We start from the raw sequence: 16,863 nt of genomic DNA on the forward strand, positions 1-16,863 counted from the left end.
CTCAAAATCGGTGGAGCTGCATGACAAAGTCATCGGGCATTATCTGAACATAAAACACTATCAATAAGTTGGAGTCATTACCTACAGCCCAGAGTATAATTTTCATTGGCGTTCCTTTATTTGTGAGTGCTGAATAAGTATAGGAAAAAACGAAGCCCTTTGCCGTTATCCATAAACGATTAAGATAAATCGGAAGATATCATTCACTTAGTGTATATTTTTCTGGATATGTCGTTTTATTGCTACTGATGTATTGCCACGCGAAACTAAAAAATATATCGCAACACACGGTAATCTCCGCGCACCTTTTCTTACCTGATTATTCCCCCATGAATCGTGATTCCTTTTATCCCGCCATCGCCTGTTTTCCGCTGTTACTGATGCTGGCCGGGTGTGCACCTATGCATGAAACCCGCCAGGCGTTAAGCCAGCAAACGCCTGCTGCACAAGTTGACACCGCATTACCCACGGCGCTGAAAAATGGTTGGCCAGACAGCCAATGGTGGCTGGAGTATCACGATAATCAACTCACTTCCTTAATTAACAATGCACTACAGAACGCACCGGATATGCAGGTGGCTGAACAGCGCATTCAGCTAGCTGAAGCCCAGGCGAAGGCAATTGCTACTCAGGATGGTCCGCAGATCGACTTTTCTGCGGATATGGAGCGGCAAAAAATGTCGGCAGAAGGCTTAATGGGGCCGTTTGCTCTGAACGATCCGGCCGCAGGTACGACCGGTCCGTGGTACACCAACGGAACTTTTGGCTTAACGGCGGGCTGGCATCTCGATATCTGGGGAAAGAATCGGGCGGAGGTTACTGCCCGCCTGGGTACGGTTAAAGCACGGGCGGCGGAACGCGAGCAAACCCGCCAATTGCTGGCTGGCAGCGTAGCCCGCCTGTACTGGGAGTGGCAAACCCAGGCGGCGTTAAACACGGTCTTGCAGCAAATAGAAAAAGAGCAGAACACCATTATCGCGACCGATCGCCAGCTATATCAGAACGGGATTACTTCTTCAGTTGAAGGTGTGGAAACCGATATTAATGCCAGCAAAACCCGGCAGCAGCTCAACGATGTCGCGGGGAAAATGAAAATTATTGAGGCACGGTTAAGCGCACTTACAAATAACCAGACAAAGTCATTGAAGCTTAAACCGGTCGCGTTGCCGAAAGTGGCAAGCCAGCTTCCTGATGAACTGGGGTACTCCTTACTGGCCCGGCGGGCAGATTTGCAGGCGGCGCACTGGTACGTTGAGTCATCGCTAAGCACCATTGATGCGGCAAAAGCGGCATTTTATCCTGACATCAACCTGATGGCCTTCCTGCAACAGGATGCGTTGCACTTAAGCGATCTGTTCCGTCATTCCGCGCAGCAAATGGGCGTTACGGCAGGCCTGACGCTACCCATTTTCGATAGTGGTCGTCTTAACGCCAATCTCGATATCGCAAAAGCCGAAAGCAACTTGTCTATCGCCAGCTACAACAAAGCGGTGGTTGAAGCGGTGAATGACGTGGCGCGGGCAGCCAGTCAGGTTCAGACACTTGCGGAGAAAAACCAGCATCAGGCGCAAATTGAGCGCGATGCCTTGCGTGTGGTAGGTCTTGCGCAGGCGCGCTTTAACGCGGGCATCATTGCTGGTTCCCGCGTCAGCGAAGCCAGAATCCCCGCGCTGCGTGAGCGGGCCAATGGCCTGTTATTGCAAGGGCAGTGGCTGGATGCTTCCATTCAACTCACTGGTGCGTTGGGCGGGGGTTACAAACGCTGATGATATGCGCCTTCTATACTTAACGTTTATTCAGCGTTAAGTGGAGAACTCGATGGCACAGGTTGCGATTATTACCGCCTCCGATTCGGGGATCGGCAAAGAGTGCGCGTTATTACTGGCGCAGCAGGGGTTTGATATTGGCATTACCTGGCACTCAGATGAAGAAGGGGCAAAAGATACCGCGCGTGAGGTAGTTAGCCACGGCGTACGTGCGGAGATCGTGCAGCTGGATCTCGGTAAACTGCCAGAAGGTGCGCAGGCGCTGGAGAAACTCATTCAACGGCTGGGGCGTATTGATGTGCTGGTGAATAATGCGGGCGCAATGACCAAAGCGCCGTTTCTTGATATGGCTTTCGATGAGTGGCGCAAGATTTTTACCGTTGATGTCGATGGTGCATTTTTATGCTCACAAATTGCGGCCCGCCAGATGGTGAAACAAGGGCAGGGCGGTCGCATCATCAACATTACGTCGGTACATGAACATACGCCGCTGCCGGATGCCAGCGCTTACACAGCCGCTAAACATGCGCTCGGCGGGTTAACCAAAACGATGGCGCTGGAGCTGGTCAGGCATAAGATTTTGGTGAACGCAGTCGCGCCTGGGGCGATCGCCACGCCAATGAATGGCATGGATGACAGCGACGTGAAGCCCGACGCGGAGCCTTCGATTCCTCTGCGGCGTTTTGGCGCAACGCATGAGATTGCCAGCCTGGTAGCGTGGCTGTGCTCAGAGGGCGCAAATTACACCACCGGGCAGTCGTTGATAGTGGATGGCGGCTTTATGTTGGCGAATCCGCAGTTCAACCCAGAATAGCGCAGTGAGGTGCGTGGTTATTTCAATGGGTAAAATTTTGGTAGGCATGATAAGACGCACAAGCGTCGCATCAGGCATGGTGCACCGGATGTCGGATGCGGCGCGAACGCCTTACCCAGGGCAATGGTTTTACGCCTGATGATCCGGCTTTTTCTTCCCGCGCCGTTTCAGCCACCAGCGCACGCCCACCACCAGAACCACGACCAGAATCAACCAGACCCAGTGCTTCAAATGCTGGTCGAGATTGTGCAACCACGGCGCAATCACCTGACCACCAGCGTAACCAATAGTGGTAAAAATCAACGCCCAGGCAAATGCGCCGAGAATATTCAGCGGCAGAAAGATTTTCGGCGGCAGCTGGCTGGCACCAATCAGCGTCGGGCCAATCACCCGAAAGCCATACATAAAGCGCGTACCAATGACAAACAGATACGGATGGCGTTGGATAAGTTTCTGCGCCCGCTCAATTTTATCCTGATGTTTCGAGAAACGGCGTAACAGCTTGCCGCCAAACCGCCGCCCGCACAGATAGAGCACCTGGTCGCCAATCATGCCGCCAAGCGCCACAGAAAGTACCACCAGCGGGAACTTTAATAGCCCCTGATGCGCCGCAACGCCTCCCAGCAAAGTCACGGTTTCACCTTCCGCCAGGCTACCGATCACCAGCGCGGCATAACCATATTGTGAGATAAGTGTATTGAGATCCATAGGCCAGTCTGTCTCCCTTTGGTTGCCAGTAAGCATACACCCTGTGAATCATTCACGCTGAAAAAGGACGTTCATCAGACAGTGAAAATTACATGGGCGAACAAAAAATAATCACAAGCTGACTTATACTTGAACTGTCAGGTTCATGAACTCACAACAAGGGGGCGGTATGAGCCATGTCTGGGGACTGTTTTCCCATCCCGATCGTGAAATGCAGGTGATTAATCGCGAAAACGAAACGATTTCTCACCATTACACCCACCACGTTTTGCTGATGGCGGCGATTCCGGTGATTTGCGCCTTCATTGGCACTACACAGATTGGCTGGAATTTTGGCGATGGCACTATCCTGAAGTTATCCTGGTTTACCGGACTGGCGCTGGCTGTCTTGTTTTACGGCGTTATGCTGGCTGGGGTCGCGGTGATGGGGCGGGTCATCTGGTGGATGGCGCGTAATTATCCGCAGCGTCCGTCACTTGCGCACTGCATGGTCTTCGCGGGCTACGTTGCAACTCCGCTGTTTTTAAGCGGTCTGGTGGCGCTTTATCCACTGGTCTGGTTGTGTGCGCTGGTCGGCACGGTGGCGCTGTTTTACACCGGCTACCTGCTTTACCTTGGTATTCCGAGCTTCCTGAATATCAACAAAGAGGAAGGCCTTAGCTTCTCTAGTTCGACGCTGGCGATTGGCGTGCTGGTACTGGAAGTGCTGCTCGCCCTAACCGTTATACTATGGGGCTACGGTTATCGTTTGTTCTAGAAAGTTCTTTGACGTTGCATTGCTGGCGTAAATGTCAGCAATGCAGCATTTCCTCACGATTCTCCTTTGACGATCGCACTTTTTGCTCGTTATGATGGCGTCGCTAGCCTCAGTAAATCCTTACTCCGGCGGTGCGCAACCCGTGCGCGTGAACCACTATCTGAATGCTCATCATGCCGAAATTTCGAGTTTCTTTATTTAGCCTGGCCCTGATGCTGGCTGTGCCTTTTGCACCGCAGGCCGTTGCGAAAACGGCAGCCGCTACCACCGCTTCACAACCGGAAATTGCCTCCGGTAGCGCGATGATTGTTGATCTGAATACCAACAAAGTGATCTATTCGAACCACCCGGATCTGGTGCGTCCGATTGCGTCTATCAGCAAATTAATGACCGCGATGGTTGTGCTGGATGCACGACTGCCGCTGGATGAAAAACTAAAAGTGGATATCAGCCAGACGCCGGAGATGAAAGGGGTCTATTCGCGCGTACGACTGAATAGCGAAATCAGCCGTAAAGATATGCTGTTGCTGGCGCTGATGTCTTCAGAAAACCGCGCGGCGGCAAGCCTTGCACACCATTATCCCGGTGGTTACAAAGCCTTTATTAAGGCAATGAATGCGAAAGCGAAATCGCTCGGAATGAACAACACGCGCTTTGTTGAACCTACCGGATTGTCGGTGCATAACGTTTCAACTGCCCGTGACTTAACCAAACTGCTCATTGCCAGCAAACAATATCCGTTGATCGGGCAGTTAAGTACTACCCGGGAAGATATGGCAACCTTCTCTAACCCGACGTATACGCTGCCGTTCCGCAATACTAATCATCTGGTGTATCGCGATAACTGGAATATTCAGTTAACCAAAACCGGCTTTACCAATGCGGCGGGCCATTGTCTGGTGATGCGTACGGTTATCAATAATAAACCGGTGGCGCTGGTAGTGATGGACGCGTTTGGCAAATATACCCATTTTGCCGATGCCAGCCGCCTGCGTACCTGGATTGAAACCGGTAAAGTGATGCCTGTGCCGGCAGCAGCGTTGAGCTATAAAAAACAAAAAGCCGCCCAAATGGCGGCGGCGGGGCAGACGGCACAGAACGATTAAGTGAATTCGGATGGCGATACTCTGCCATCCGTAATTTTTACTCCACTTCCTGCCAGTTTTTCCGTTTACTGGTTTTACCGATCCCCGGATTCATGCTGTTGGTCGGATCGTTCTCGCGATAGAACTTCTGCAACGTCTCCGGTGCTTTATACAAATGACCGACGTTATGCTCGGCAGGGTATTGCGCGCCGCGCTGCTGTAGCAGTTCCAGCATCTGTTCTTTTAACGCATGCACATCCACGCCTTTTTTCACTATGTAATCCTGATGGAAGACATAGCACATAAAATGGCCGTAATAGAGCTTGTGCACCAGCTGGCTGTCGATCTCCGGCGGTAAATGCTCATACCACTCGGTGTCGTTACGCCGCAGAGCGATATCCAACGCCAGAATGTCTTCGACTTCATCGGAATGCACCGCCTGATAACGAATTGCTGCGCCCGCAGCGGCGAAACGGTGTAAAAACGCTTTGCTGCCTTCCTCCGGCGTACAGACAAAGAAATCGCCTTCGGCCTGTTTGAAATAATCCACCAACCACGATTTGGCTTCGCCCACGCCATCGCCCGCCATTTTTAACAGCAGATGATGCTCGTATTTATCGCGCCAGTTTTTCATGCGCGGCGGTAAATGGCTGGGGAACAGGTGACCGAATTTTTGCATCGCACGGTCAGTAAAATGCGGACGGAAGAATTTCACTTTCTCCAGCATCGCATCGGTGCGTCCCTTGAGATTAAAGAAGAACGGCATCTTGTCGGTGCCTAACTTATCAATCATCAGGAAGGTGTCTTTGCCGTATTTTTCCGCAATATCGTAGATATCCCGGTGCATATATTCCCCGGCAACCGGCAGATTTTCGAAGTTAGCCAGAATATGACGGCGGATTTCGGTCAGCACTTCCGGCTGGTTGGTGCCGATATAAAACACCTGCTGATTTTTTTCCGCTTCGAAGGTATCTAGACGTACCGCAAAGACGGCCAGCTTCCCGGCGCAACCAGAAGATTCAAATAACCGATCCGGATCGGCGTTATAACGTGCGGGCGTGTCGGCTTCAATATCACGAACGCGGTGGACATAGTCATAATCGTGGGCGTGACGACCATCGTGACGCACATCGTCATCTTTGATGCGATCATCATCCAGCTTGCTAAGGATCTGCTCCGGCGTTTCGCCCAGATCAATCCCCAGATGGTTCACCAGCGTCAGTTTGCCGTCTTCATTTATACGCGCGAATAACGACATTTCGGTATACGCCGGGCCACGTTGCACCAGCGAGCCGCCGGAGTTGTTACAAATACCGCCGATAACCGATGCGCCTATACACGACGATCCAATCACCGAGTGCGGTTCGCGTCCCAGCGGTTTGAGGGCTTTTTCCAGCGAATAGAGCGTGGTGCCCGGATAGGCCAGCACCTGTTCGCCCTTGCCAAGAACGTGCAGCTTGTCGAGACGCAGGGTGCTGATGATCACGATATCGCGATCATAGTCGTTACCGTTTGGCGTCGATCCTTCGGTCAGGCCTGTATTGGCAGCCTGCATCAGAATAATTTTGTCGGCGGTGACACAGGCTTTCAGCACCCGCCACAATTCCAGTAGTGAGCCAGGGAAAACGACAGCCAGCGCGTCGCCCTGACCAGAACGGAAGCCCTTGCGATAGCGGGCCGTTTTTGCGGGATCGGTGAGCAGGTGTGAATGACCGACCAGACGGGCAAGTTCATTCAAAAAGGCTTTATTATCAGTTGTTGTCATGGAAGACATTTTCCACTCCTTGTGGTGGCGAAAAAATATCACAAACTAGAATAGCGCCTTGTATGACAATTCAGCGAGTGAATATTTTGAAAATTCAGACAATAAACTGAGCATTCTTTTTCTCTCTCCATCATGCTTATGGCAAACTACGGTTTTTGCACCATTTTCGCTGCCTCGTCGGGCAACAGAGGAAGAAAAATCCATATGAAATGGCTATGTTCAGTAGGAATCGCGGTGAGTCTGGCCCTGCAGCCAGCACTGGCGGATGATTTATTCGGCAACCATCCATTAACGCCCGAAGCGCGGGATGCGTTCGTCACCGAACTGCTTAAGAAAATGACAGTTGATGAGAAAATTGGTCAGCTGCGCTTAATCAGCGTCGGCCCGGATAACCCGAAAGAGGCGATCCGCGAGATGATCAAAGACGGTCAGGTTGGGGCGATTTTCAACACCGTAACCCGTCAGGATATCCGCGCCATGCAGGATCAGGTGATGGAATTAAGCCGCCTGAAAATTCCTCTTTTCTTTGCTTACGACGTGCTGCACGGTCAGCGCACGGTGTTCCCGATTAGCCTCGGTCTGGCCTCGTCTTTTAACCTCGATGCAGTGAAAACGGTCGGACGTGTCTCTGCTTATGAAGCGGCAGATGATGGCCTGAATATGACCTGGGCACCGATGGTCGATGTCTCGCGCGATCCGCGCTGGGGACGTGCTTCCGAAGGTTTTGGCGAAGATACGTATCTCACCTCAACAATGGGTAAAACCATGGTGGAAGCGATGCAGGGTAAAAGCCCGGCAGATCGCTACTCGGTGATGACCAGCGTCAAACACTTTGCCGCATACGGCGCGGTAGAAGGCGGTAAAGAGTACAACACCGTCGATATGAGTCCGCAGCGCCTGTTTAATGATTATATGCCGCCGTACAAAGCGGGGCTGGACGCAGGCAGCGGCGCGGTGATGGTGGCGCTGAACTCGCTGAACGGCACGCCAGCCACCTCCGATTCCTGGCTGCTGAAAGATGTTCTGCGCGACCAGTGGGGCTTTAAAGGCATCACCGTTTCCGATCACGGTGCAATCAAAGAGCTGATTAAACATGGCACGGCGGCAGACCCGGAAGATGCGGTGCGCGTGGCGCTGAAATCCGGAATCAACATGAGTATGAGCGACGAGTATTACTCGAAGTATCTGCCTGGGTTGATCAAATCCGGCAAAGTGACGATGGAAGAGCTGGACGATGCTGCCCGCCATGTACTGAACGTTAAATATGATATGGGATTGTTTAACGACCCATACAGCCATTTGGGGCCGAAAGAGTCTGACCCGGTGGATACCAATGCCGAAAGCCGCCTGCACCGTAAAGAAGCGCGTGAAGTGGCGCGCGAAAGCCTGGTGTTGCTGAAAAACCGTCTCGAAACGTTACCGCTGAAAAAATCGGCCACCATTGCGGTGGTTGGGCCACTGGCGGACAGTAAACGTGACGTGATGGGCAGCTGGTCCGCAGCCGGTGTTGCCGATCAATCCGTGACCGTACTGACCGGGATTAAAAATTCCGTCGGTGAAAACGGTAAAGTGCTGTATGCCAAAGGGGCGAACGTTACCAGTGACAAAGGCATTATCGATTTCCTGAATCAGTATGAAGAAGCGGTCAAAGTCGATCCGCGTTCGCCGCAAGAGATGATTGATGAAGCGGTGCAGACGGCGAAACAATCTGATGTGGTGGTGGCTGTAGTCGGTGAAGCACAGGGGATGGCGCACGAAGCCTCCAGCCGGACCGATATCACTATTCCGCAAAGCCAACGTGACTTGATTGCGGCGCTGAAAGCCACCGGTAAACCGCTGGTGCTGGTACTGATGAACGGGCGTCCGCTGGCGCTGGTGAAAGAAGATCAGCAGGCTGATGCGATTCTGGAAACCTGGTTTGCGGGGACTGAAGGCGGTAATGCAATTGCCGATGTATTGTTTGGCGATTACAACCCGTCCGGCAAGCTGCCAATGTCCTTCCCGCGTTCTGTCGGGCAGATCCCGGTGTACTACAGCCATCTGAATACCGGTCGCCCGTATAATGCCGACAAGCCGAACAAATACACTTCGCGTTATTTTGATGAAGCTAACGGGGCGTTGTATCCGTTCGGCTATGGGCTGAGCTACACCACTTTCACCGTCTCTGATGTGAAACTTTCTGCGCCGACCATGAAGCGTGACGGCAAAGTGACTGCCAGCGTGCAGGTGACGAACACCGGTAAGCGCGAGGGGGCCACGGTAGTGCAGATGTACTTGCAGGATGTGACGGCTTCCATGAGTCGCCCTGTGAAACAGCTGAAAGGCTTTGAGAAAATCACCCTGAAACCGGGCGAAACTCAGACTGTCAGCTTCCCGATCGATATTGAGGCGCTGAAGTTCTGGAATCAACAGATGAAATATGACGCCGAGCCTGGCAAGTTCAATGTCTTTATCGGCACTGATTCCGCACGCGTTAAGAAAGGCGAGTTTGAGTTGCTGTAATGCTTTAGTAAGGGCGCGACGTTTGCGCCCTTTGTAGGCCGGATAAGGCGCTCGCGCCGCATCCGGCAGGAAACGCCGGACCGAATATGCCTCTTAAGTATTTATCTGATTCTGCAACTGAATCCTTCCGCTCAAGCTAACCCCGCCATTATCAACTATGCTTTTCTCTTAATTCGCTGAAAACAACAGTAAAAGAATGAGGAAAGCATCATGCCACTCTTAAAGCTCTGGGCAGGTTCACTGGTTATGTTGGCAGCCGTGAGCCTGCCGCTACAGGCGGCTTCCCCCGTTAAAGTCGGTTCAAAAATCGATACCGAAGGTGCGCTACTCGGCAATATCATTTTGCAGGTGCTGGAAAGCCACGGCGTACCGACGGTGAATAAAGTGCAACTCGGAACGACTCCTGTGGTGCGCGGGGCGATTACTTCCGGTGAACTGGATATCTATCCGGAATATACCGGCAATGGCGCTTTCTTCTTTAAAGATGAAAACGATGCAGCGTGGAAAAACGCGCAGCAAGGTTACGAGAAAGTCAAAAAGCTCGATTCGGAGCACAACAAGTTAATCTGGCTGACGCCCGCGCCTGCAAATAACACCTGGACTATCGCCGTGCGTCAGGATGTGGCAGAGAAAAATAAACTCACTTCGCTTGCCGACCTGAGTCGTTATCTGCAAGAGGGCGGCACCTTCAAACTGGCAGCCTCGGCAGAGTTTATCGAACGCGCCGATGCGTTACCCGCGTTTGAAAAAGCCTATGGCTTTAAGCTCGGTCAGGATCAGTTGCTGTCACTGGCTGGTGGCGACACGGCGGTGACGATCAAAGCCGCTGCCCAGCAAACCTCTGGCGTTAATGCTGCAATGGCTTACGGCACTGACGGCCCGGTAGCGGCGCTGGGGCTGCAAACCTTAAGCGATCCGCAAGGCGTGCAACCTATCTACGCGCCTGCACCAGTGGTGCGTGAGTCGGTGCTGAAAGAGTATCCGCAAATGGCACAGTGGCTACAGCCAGTCTTCGCCAGCCTCGATGCAAAAACATTGCAGCAACTGAATGCCAGCATTGCAGTGGAAGGACTGGATGCCAAAAAAGTGGCTGCCGACTACCTGAAACAAAAAGGGTGGACGAAGTAATTTCCCGTGACTTATCTACGTATTAATCCTGTTCTGGCGCTGCTGCTGTTGCTGACGGCAATCGCAGCAGCGCTGCCGTTTATCAGCTACGCGCCTAATCGTTTAGTCTCGGGTGAAGGGCGACATCTCTGGCAGCTGTGGCCGCAAACGATCTGGATGCTGGTGGGCTTTGGTTGCGCCTGGCTGACAGCCTGTTTTATTCCCGCTAAAAAAGGCAGCATTTTTGCACTCATTCTGGCGCAATTCGTCTTCGTATTGCTGGTGTGGGGAGCTGGAAAAGCGGCGACCCAACTGGCGCAAAATGGCAGTGCGCTGGCGCGTACCAGCCTCGGCAGTGGTTTCTGGCTGGCTGCGGCGCTGGCATTGCTGGCCTGTAGCGATGCCATCCGCCGAATCTCCACGCATCCGCTGTGGCGCTGGTTGTTGCATATGCAGATTGCCATTATTCCGCTGTGGTTGCTGTACTCCGGCACGCTTAACGATCTCTCGCTAATGAAAGAATACGCCAACCGTCAGGATGTGTTTGACGACGCGCTGGCACAACATCTGACGTTGCTGTTTGGTGCGGTGCTGCCTGCGTTAGTGATTGGTGTGCCGTTGGGCATCTGGTGCTACTTTTCCACTGCGCGGCAGGGGGCAATTTTTTCTCTGCTCAATGTCATTCAGACCGTGCCTTCGGTGGCGCTCTTTGGCCTGTTGATTGCGCCGCTTGCCGCGCTGGTGACGGCCTTTCCGTGGCTGGGGAAGCTCGGCATAGCAGGAACCGGAATGACACCCGCACTGATTGCGCTGGTGCTCTATGCCTTGCTGCCGCTGGTGCGCGGCGTGGTAGTAGGCTTGAACCAGATCCCGCGCGATGTGCTGGAGAGCGCCAGAGCGATGGGGATGAGCGGGGCGCAGCGATTCCTGCATGTTCAGTTACCGCTGGCGTTACCGGTATTTCTGCGCAGCCTGCGGGTGGTGATGGTGCAAACTGTAGGTATGGCGGTGATTGCGGCGTTAATCGGCGCAGGCGGTTTTGGTGCGCTGGTTTTCCAGGGGCTGCTAAGCAGCGCCATTGATTTAGTGTTGCTGGGGGTGATCCCGGTAATTGTTCTGGCGGTGCTGATCGATGCCCTGTTCGATTTGCTTATCGCACTGCTGAAGGTGAAACGTAATGATTGAATTTAGCCATGTCAGCAAACTGTTTGGCGCACAAAAAGCCGTTAACGATCTTAATCTCAATTTTCAGGAAGGGAGTTTTTCGGTGCTGATTGGCACATCTGGCTCCGGCAAATCCACCACCTTGAAAATGATTAACCGCCTGGTGGAACATGACAGCGGAGAGATCCGCTTTGCCGGAGAAGAAATTCGCTCGCTGCCAGTACTGGAGTTGCGCCGCCGGATGGGCTATGCCATTCAATCTATTGGCCTGTTCCCCCACTGGAGCGTGGCGCAAAACATCGCTACCGTGCCGCAATTACAAAAATGGTCGCGGGCACGGATTGACGATCGTATCGACGAATTAATGACGCTACTGGGGCTGGAGTCAAATTTGCGTGAGCGTTATCCGCATCAGCTTTCCGGTGGTCAGCAGCAACGTGTGGGAGTGGCGCGCGCACTGGCTGCCGATCCGCAAGTCTTACTGATGGATGAACCTTTTGGCGCACTGGACCCGGTAACGCGCGGCGCGTTGCAACAAGAGATGACGCGCATTCACCGTTTGCTGGGGCGCACTATTGTGCTGGTCACTCATGATATTGATGAGGCGCTAAGGCTGGCAGAACATCTGGTATTGATGGATCACGGTGAAGTGGTGCAGCAGGGGAATCCGCTGACGATGCTGACTCGTCCGGCGAATGATTTTGTCCGCCAGTTTTTTGGACGTAGTGAACTGGGGGTGCGCCTGCTTTCGTTACGTAGTGTGGCGGATTACGTGCGTCGCGAAGAACGGGCAGAAGGTGAGGCACTGGCAGAAGAGATGACGCTACGCGATGCGCTCTCCCTGTTTGTCGCGCGGGGATGCGAGGTGCTGCCGGTGATGAACACGCAGGGCCAGCCTTGCGGCACGCTGCATTTTCAGGATCTGCTGGAGGAGGCGTAAGCGTATGAAAATGTTGCGCGATCCGCTGTTCTGGCTCATTGCTTTGTTTGTGGCACTGATTTTCTGGCTGCCTTACAGCCAGCCGCTGTTTGCTGCCTTGTTCCCACAACTGCCACGACCCGTTTATCAGCAAGAAAGTTTTGCAGCTCTGGCACTGGCTCATTTCTGGCTGGTGGGAATTTCGAGTTTGTTTGCGGTGATCATTGGCACTGGTGCCGGAATTGCTGTCACTCGCCCGTGGGGCGCGGAATTTCGCCCACTGGTGGAAACTATTGCCGCCGTTGGACAGACTTTTCCGCCTGTCGCAGTGCTGGCGATTGCCGTTCCGGTGATCGGCTTTGGTCTGCAACCAGCGATTATCGCCTTGATCCTTTACGGTGTGCTGCCCGTCCTGCAGGCGACACTTGCCGGGCTGGGAGCGATCGATGCCAGCGTGACAGAAGTTGCGAAAGGTATGGGAATGAGTCGTGGTCAGCGACTGCGTAAGGTCGAGCTACCGCTGGCGGCTCCGGTGATTCTGGCGGGCGTGCGAACTTCGGTGATTATCAACATTGGTACGGCGACGATCGCCTCAACGGTAGGAGCCAGCACGCTGGGTACGCCCATCATCATCGGGCTTAGCGGATTTAATACCGCGTATGTGATCCAGGGGGCGTTACTGGTGGCACTGGCGGCGATCATCGCAGACCGCCTGTTTGAAAGGCTGGTGCAGGCGCTTAGCCAGCACGCAAAATAAAGGTATAACCTGCGAGCATGACGCCACCAATTCCGCCTAACGCCATAAACAGGAACAGGGCGATGACCCCAATTTTAGCTATGCGCATATTGCACTCCTTATGTTAACGAAAGGATTGTACAGTAAAGCGCATTTGTTAACGAATCATTAAATGCCGAGTGGGAAAATATCATGGCCTTGTTCTTGCCAACTGGTGAGTTGCTGCTGTTGGGCGGAGGTTCGATTTTCACCGCACCACACCAGCAATGTACGGCCTTCGAATAGTTCAGGGCGTAGTTGATTGAGCGAGTGGGCGAGGACATCAATGCGCCATCCTTGTTGACTGGCAATCCAGCCCTCCAGCCACAGACGGGTGGTATCCTGAATATTCCAGCCAACCACCAGCGCATCTTTACCCTGTTTTTTACGTGCCGAAGCCAGACAAATGGCGATGTAGTTGATCAGTACGCCGTCGAGGATCGCCAGCAGCGCCTGGAGAGTCGGTTGTTGGCACTGAAGCCGTCGGCGCAGAGGAATAAACAGATGTGTGGTGAGTGTCTGGGCGGGGTAATCCTGACCGCGCTCTTTGATCCACGTTCGCAGGCTATGCAGATTGCCGCTTTGCAGGTAGGTCAGTAATGTTTCTTGCTGATCGCGCCAGCCGTTCTGCACATCAACATTTTCATTACTGAGCAGCATTTTAACTTTGCTGACCTGCACGCCGTTGTCGATCCAGCGTTTGATCTCGCGGATACGGTCAATATCGGCATCGTTGAACAGTCGATGACCGCCGTCTGTCCGTTGCGGTTTCAGCAACCCGTAACGCCTCTGCCACGCGCGTAACGTGACAGGGTTAATATCACAAAGCAACGCCACTTCACCAATTGTGTAAAGCGCCATCGTCTCACCCTTGCTCGCGAGGTCCCGGTTTAACTTTAGACGCAGTTTTGCGAACCAGGTAGTTTTGCCCGTTTTTTGTGCATCTATAGGGTGATTTTATTTTTGCCAGGCGATTTTGAGTGATCGTACTCACGAATTCTCATTTTTCTGCAAGAGTTCAAAGAAAGTTAAACGCAGGCAATGTATGTTACGCGTTTTAAAGGGAAGTGTGGTTTGCGGGTATGTACGATTTTAATCTGGTGTTGCTGCTGCTTCAGCAGATGTGCGTTTTTTTAGTCATTGCGTGGTTAATGAGTAAAACGCCATTATTCATACCGTTAATGCAGGTCACGGTTCGTCTGCCGCATAAATTTCTCTGCTACATCGTCTTTTCCATCTTCTGCATCATGGGCACCTGGTTTGGGTTGCACATTGACGATTCTATTGCCAATACCCGTGCGATAGGCGCGGTAATGGGCGGCTTACTCGGCGGTCCGGTCGTCGGTGGGCTGGTTGGTCTGACCGGCGGCTTACATCGATATTCGATGGGGGGCATGACCGCGCTAAGTTGCATGATCTCAACCATCGTTGAAGGATTGCTCGGCGGCCTGGTACACAGCATCCTGATCCGTCGCGGGCGCACTGATAAAGTCTTTAACCCCATTACCGCCGGTGCCGTCACGTTCGTCGCTGAAATGGTGCAAATGCTGATCATCCTGGCGATCGCCCGACCTTATGAAGATGCGGTGCGTCTGGTGAGTAATATTGCTGCGCCAATGATGGTCACCAATACCGTCGGCGCGGCGCTGTTTATGCGTATATTGCTCGATAAACGCGCGATGTTTGAAAAATACACTTCGGCTTTTTCTGCCACTGCGCTGAAAGTGGCAGCCTCGACGGAAGGCATTTTGCGACAGGGGTTTAACGAAGTGAACAGCATGAAAGTGGCACAGGTGCTGTATCAGGAGCTGGATATTGGTGCAGTCGCGATTACCGATCGAGAGAAATTGCTGGCCTTTACCGGAATTGGTGACGATCACCATTTACCCGGCAAACCGATTTCTTCGACTTACACCTTAAAAGCGATTGAAACCGGTGAAGTGGTCTACGCTGATGGCAACGAAGTACCTTATCGTTGCTCTTTGCATCCGCAATGCAAACTGGGGTCGACGCTGGTAATTCCGTTGCGTGGTGAAAATCAGCGGGTGATGGGCACCATCAAATTGTATGAAGCCAAAAACCGTTTATTCAGTTCAATCAACCGCACGCTGGGCGAGGGGATTGCGCAACTGCTTTCGGCGCAGATCCTCGCCGGGCAATATGAGCGGCAAAAAGCGATGCTCACCCAGTCAGAGATCAAACTGCTTCACGCCCAGGTGAACCCCCATTTTTTGTTTAATGCGCTTAACACCATTAAAGCGGTGATCCGTCGCGACAGCGAACAGGCCAGCCAGCTGGTGCAGTATCTTTCCACTTTTTTCCGCAAAAACTTAAAGCGGCCTTCGGAGTTTGTTACTCTCGCCGACGAAATTGAACATGTGAACGCTTATCTGCAAATTGAAAAGGCGCGCTTCCAGTCGCGGTTGCAGGTCAACATTGCTATTCCGCAAGAATTATCCCAGCAGCAATTGCCCGCGTTTACCCTGCAACCGATAGTGGAAAACGCCATTAAACATGGGACATCACAACTGCTGGATACAGGGCGAGTGGCAATCAGCGCCCGACGTGAGGGGCAACATTTGATGCTGGAGATCGAAGACAATGCCGGTTTGTATCAACCGGTAACCAATGCCAGTGGGCTGGGGATGAATCTGGTGGATAAGCGTTTACGTGAACGGTTTGGCGATGACTATGGAATAAGCGTCGCCTGTGAGCCTGATAGTTACACCCGAATAACGTTACGACTACCATGGAGGGACGAGGCATGATTAAAGTCTTAATTGTCGATGATGAACCGTTAGCACGGGAGAACCTGCGTGTATTTTTGCAGGAGCAGAGCGATATTGAAATCGTTGGAGAGTGTTCAAACGCCGTGGAAGGGATCGGCGCGGTGCATAAACTGCGCCCGGATGTGCTGTTTCTCGATATCCAGATGCCGCGCATCAGTGGTCTGGAAATGGTTGGGATGCTTGACCCGGAACATCGCCCGTATATTGTTTTTCTCACTGCGTTTGACGAATACGCTATTAAAGCCTTTGAAGAACATGCCTTTGATTATCTGCTGAAGCCAATTGATGAAGCGCGACTGGAGAAAACGCTGGCGCGATTGCGTCAGGAGCGCAGCAAGCAGGATGTTTCGCTGTTACCGGAAAATCAACAGGCGCTGAAATTTATCCCTTGTACGGGGCATAGTCGGATTTATTTGCTGCAAATGAAAGATGTGGCATTTGTCAGCAGTCGGATGAGCGGTGTCTACGTTACCAGCCACGAAGGGAAAGAGGGCTTTACCGAATTGACATTACGTACCCTGGAAAGTCGTACACCACTACTGCGCTGCCATCGTCAGTATCTGGTTAACCTCGCGCATTTACAGGAGATTCGTCTGGAAGATAACGGCCAGGCCGAGTTGATTTTGCGTAATGGCTTAACCGTGCCGGTCAGCCGCCGTTATCTGAAAAGCTTAAAAGAGGCGATTGGCCTGTAAAAGACTGCTAAAATGGC

At 52.7% G+C, this 16,863-nt stretch carries 16 protein-coding genes; 12 read left to right on the plus strand and 4 right to left on the minus strand.

Annotated features, from left to right (window positions below; genetic code table 11):
• The 3 genes from FTE26_RS13440 to FTE26_RS13450 all read left to right on the plus strand — a co-directional run.
• Positions 1-67, plus strand: a 67-nt coding sequence (locus FTE26_RS13440; RefSeq protein ID WP_004209611.1) for an IS1 family transposase, incomplete at its 5' end; no start/stop codon positions are given.
• A 262-nt stretch (positions 68-329) separates the two neighbouring features.
• The gene (gene mdtQ, locus FTE26_RS13445) at positions 330-1,766 is read left to right on the plus strand and encodes a multidrug resistance outer membrane protein MdtQ (protein ID WP_001078114.1); all 1,437 of its coding nucleotides are present in this window, start codon (positions 330-332) and stop codon (positions 1,764-1,766) included.
• 52 nt (positions 1,767-1,818) lie between these two features.
• Entirely contained in the window at positions 1,819-2,580 is a 762-nt protein-coding gene (locus tag FTE26_RS13450) for an SDR family oxidoreductase (protein ID WP_000079526.1), read from the plus strand.
• A gap of 129 nt (positions 2,581-2,709) precedes the next feature.
• Here FTE26_RS13450 and FTE26_RS13455 read toward each other — a convergent pair whose 3' ends face one another.
• Entirely contained in the window at positions 2,710-3,288 is a 579-nt protein-coding gene (locus FTE26_RS13455; RefSeq protein ID WP_001296821.1) for a DedA family protein, read from the minus strand.
• Between the two features lie 169 nt (positions 3,289-3,457).
• Between FTE26_RS13455 and FTE26_RS13460 the strand changes: the two genes are divergently transcribed.
• Positions 3,458-4,045, plus strand: coding sequence for a Yip1 family protein (locus FTE26_RS13460; protein WP_001295454.1), 588 nt, complete (start codon positions 3,458-3,460; stop codon positions 4,043-4,045).
• 173 nt (positions 4,046-4,218) lie between these two features.
• On the plus strand, positions 4,219-5,151 hold the full coding sequence (pbpG, locus tag FTE26_RS13465; protein ID WP_001319943.1) for a D-alanyl-D-alanine endopeptidase: 933 nt from the start codon (positions 4,219-4,221) through the stop codon (positions 5,149-5,151).
• Positions 5,152-5,188: 37 nt separating this feature from the next.
• Here pbpG and dld read toward each other — a convergent pair whose 3' ends face one another.
• On the minus strand, positions 5,189-6,904 hold the full coding sequence (gene dld, locus FTE26_RS13470; RefSeq protein WP_000097369.1) for a D-lactate dehydrogenase: 1,716 nt from the start codon (positions 6,902-6,904) through the stop codon (positions 5,189-5,191).
• A 195-nt stretch (positions 6,905-7,099) separates the two neighbouring features.
• Here dld and bglX point away from each other — a divergent pair, with 195 nt between their 5' ends.
• The 5 genes from bglX to yehW all read left to right on the plus strand — a co-directional run bounded on the left by bglX (position 7,100) and on the right by yehW (position 13,344).
• Positions 7,100-9,397 (plus strand): beta-glucosidase BglX, encoded by a 2,298-nt coding sequence (bglX, locus tag FTE26_RS13475; RefSeq protein WP_000871517.1) that lies wholly within the window; start codon positions 7,100-7,102, stop codon positions 9,395-9,397.
• A 210-nt stretch (positions 9,398-9,607) separates the two neighbouring features.
• The gene (gene osmF / locus FTE26_RS13480) at positions 9,608-10,525 is read left to right on the plus strand and encodes a glycine betaine ABC transporter substrate-binding protein OsmF (RefSeq protein WP_001130307.1); all 918 of its coding nucleotides are present in this window, start codon (positions 9,608-9,610) and stop codon (positions 10,523-10,525) included.
• Positions 10,526-10,531: 6 nt separating this feature from the next.
• A complete protein-coding gene (gene yehY / locus FTE26_RS13485) occupies positions 10,532-11,689 on the plus strand; it encodes a glycine betaine ABC transporter permease YehY (RefSeq protein WP_000221772.1) in 1,158 nt (385 codons plus the stop codon).
• Positions 11,682-12,608 (plus strand): glycine betaine ABC transporter ATP binding protein YehX, encoded by a 927-nt coding sequence (gene yehX, locus FTE26_RS13490; RefSeq protein ID WP_000569325.1) that lies wholly within the window; start codon positions 11,682-11,684, stop codon positions 12,606-12,608. The genes yehY and yehX overlap by 8 nt, the downstream gene beginning before the upstream one ends.
• A gap of 4 nt (positions 12,609-12,612) precedes the next feature.
• Positions 12,613-13,344, plus strand: a complete 732-nt coding sequence (gene yehW / locus FTE26_RS13495; protein WP_000783120.1) for a glycine betaine ABC transporter permease YehW — start codon at positions 12,613-12,615, stop codon at positions 13,342-13,344.
• On the opposite strand, the gene FTE26_RS13500 is transcribed toward yehW, so the two are convergent.
• Together FTE26_RS13500 and mlrA are read right to left on the minus strand one after the other, a co-directional pair.
• Positions 13,325-13,432, minus strand: a complete 108-nt coding sequence (locus FTE26_RS13500; RefSeq protein ID WP_001216963.1) for a protein YohO — start codon at positions 13,430-13,432, stop codon at positions 13,325-13,327. The two genes, yehW and FTE26_RS13500, sit on opposite strands and share 20 nt — an antisense overlap.
• A gap of 59 nt (positions 13,433-13,491) precedes the next feature.
• Positions 13,492-14,223 carry an HTH-type transcriptional regulator MlrA gene (gene mlrA / locus FTE26_RS13505; RefSeq protein WP_001240401.1) on the minus strand — a complete coding sequence of 244 codons (732 nt, stop codon included), beginning with the start codon at positions 14,221-14,223 and terminating at the stop codon, positions 13,492-13,494.
• A gap of 221 nt (positions 14,224-14,444) precedes the next feature.
• On the opposite strand from mlrA, the gene btsS reads away from it, so the two are divergent.
• Both btsS and btsR read left to right on the plus strand, forming a co-directional pair.
• Positions 14,445-16,130, plus strand: coding sequence for a two-component regulatory system sensor histidine kinase BtsS (gene btsS, locus FTE26_RS13510; RefSeq protein ID WP_001295431.1), 1,686 nt, complete (start codon positions 14,445-14,447; stop codon positions 16,128-16,130).
• Positions 16,127-16,846, plus strand: coding sequence for a two-component system response regulator BtsR (gene btsR, locus FTE26_RS13515; RefSeq protein ID WP_000598641.1), 720 nt, complete (start codon positions 16,127-16,129; stop codon positions 16,844-16,846). Before btsS ends, btsR begins: the two co-directional genes overlap by 4 nt.
• Positions 16,847-16,863 lie beyond the last annotated feature (17 nt).

The organism is Escherichia sp. S10b, assembly GCF_028421345.1.
Taxonomy (GTDB): Bacteria; Pseudomonadota; Gammaproteobacteria; order Enterobacterales; family Enterobacteriaceae; genus ECMA0423.

Excerpts from the sequence above, each read along its gene's own strand:
- mdtQ (WP_001078114.1), top strand. The coding sequence starts at position 330 with ATGAATCGTGATTCCTTTTATCCCGCCATCGCCTGTTTTCCGCTGTTA.
- FTE26_RS13450 (WP_000079526.1), top strand. The coding sequence starts at position 1,819 with ATGGCACAGGTTGCGATTATTACCGCCTCCGATTCGGGGATCGGCAAA.
- FTE26_RS13455 (WP_001296821.1), bottom strand. The coding sequence starts at position 3,288 with ATGGATCTCAATACACTTATCTCACAATATGGTTATGCCGCGCTGGTG.
- FTE26_RS13460 (WP_001295454.1), top strand. The coding sequence starts at position 3,458 with ATGAGCCATGTCTGGGGACTGTTTTCCCATCCCGATCGTGAAATGCAG.
- pbpG (WP_001319943.1), top strand. The coding sequence starts at position 4,219 with ATGCCGAAATTTCGAGTTTCTTTATTTAGCCTGGCCCTGATGCTGGCT.
- dld (WP_000097369.1), bottom strand. The coding sequence starts at position 6,904 with ATGTCTTCCATGACAACAACTGATAATAAAGCCTTTTTGAATGAACTT.
- bglX (WP_000871517.1), top strand. The coding sequence starts at position 7,100 with ATGAAATGGCTATGTTCAGTAGGAATCGCGGTGAGTCTGGCCCTGCAG.
- osmF (WP_001130307.1), top strand. The coding sequence starts at position 9,608 with ATGCCACTCTTAAAGCTCTGGGCAGGTTCACTGGTTATGTTGGCAGCC.
- yehX (WP_000569325.1), top strand. The coding sequence starts at position 11,682 with ATGATTGAATTTAGCCATGTCAGCAAACTGTTTGGCGCACAAAAAGCC.
- yehW (WP_000783120.1), top strand. The coding sequence starts at position 12,613 with ATGAAAATGTTGCGCGATCCGCTGTTCTGGCTCATTGCTTTGTTTGTG.
- FTE26_RS13500 (WP_001216963.1), bottom strand. The coding sequence starts at position 13,432 with ATGCGCATAGCTAAAATTGGGGTCATCGCCCTGTTCCTGTTTATGGCG.
- mlrA (WP_001240401.1), bottom strand. The coding sequence starts at position 14,223 with ATGGCGCTTTACACAATTGGTGAAGTGGCGTTGCTTTGTGATATTAAC.
- btsS (WP_001295431.1), top strand. The coding sequence starts at position 14,445 with ATGTACGATTTTAATCTGGTGTTGCTGCTGCTTCAGCAGATGTGCGTT.
- btsR (WP_000598641.1), top strand. The coding sequence starts at position 16,127 with ATGATTAAAGTCTTAATTGTCGATGATGAACCGTTAGCACGGGAGAAC.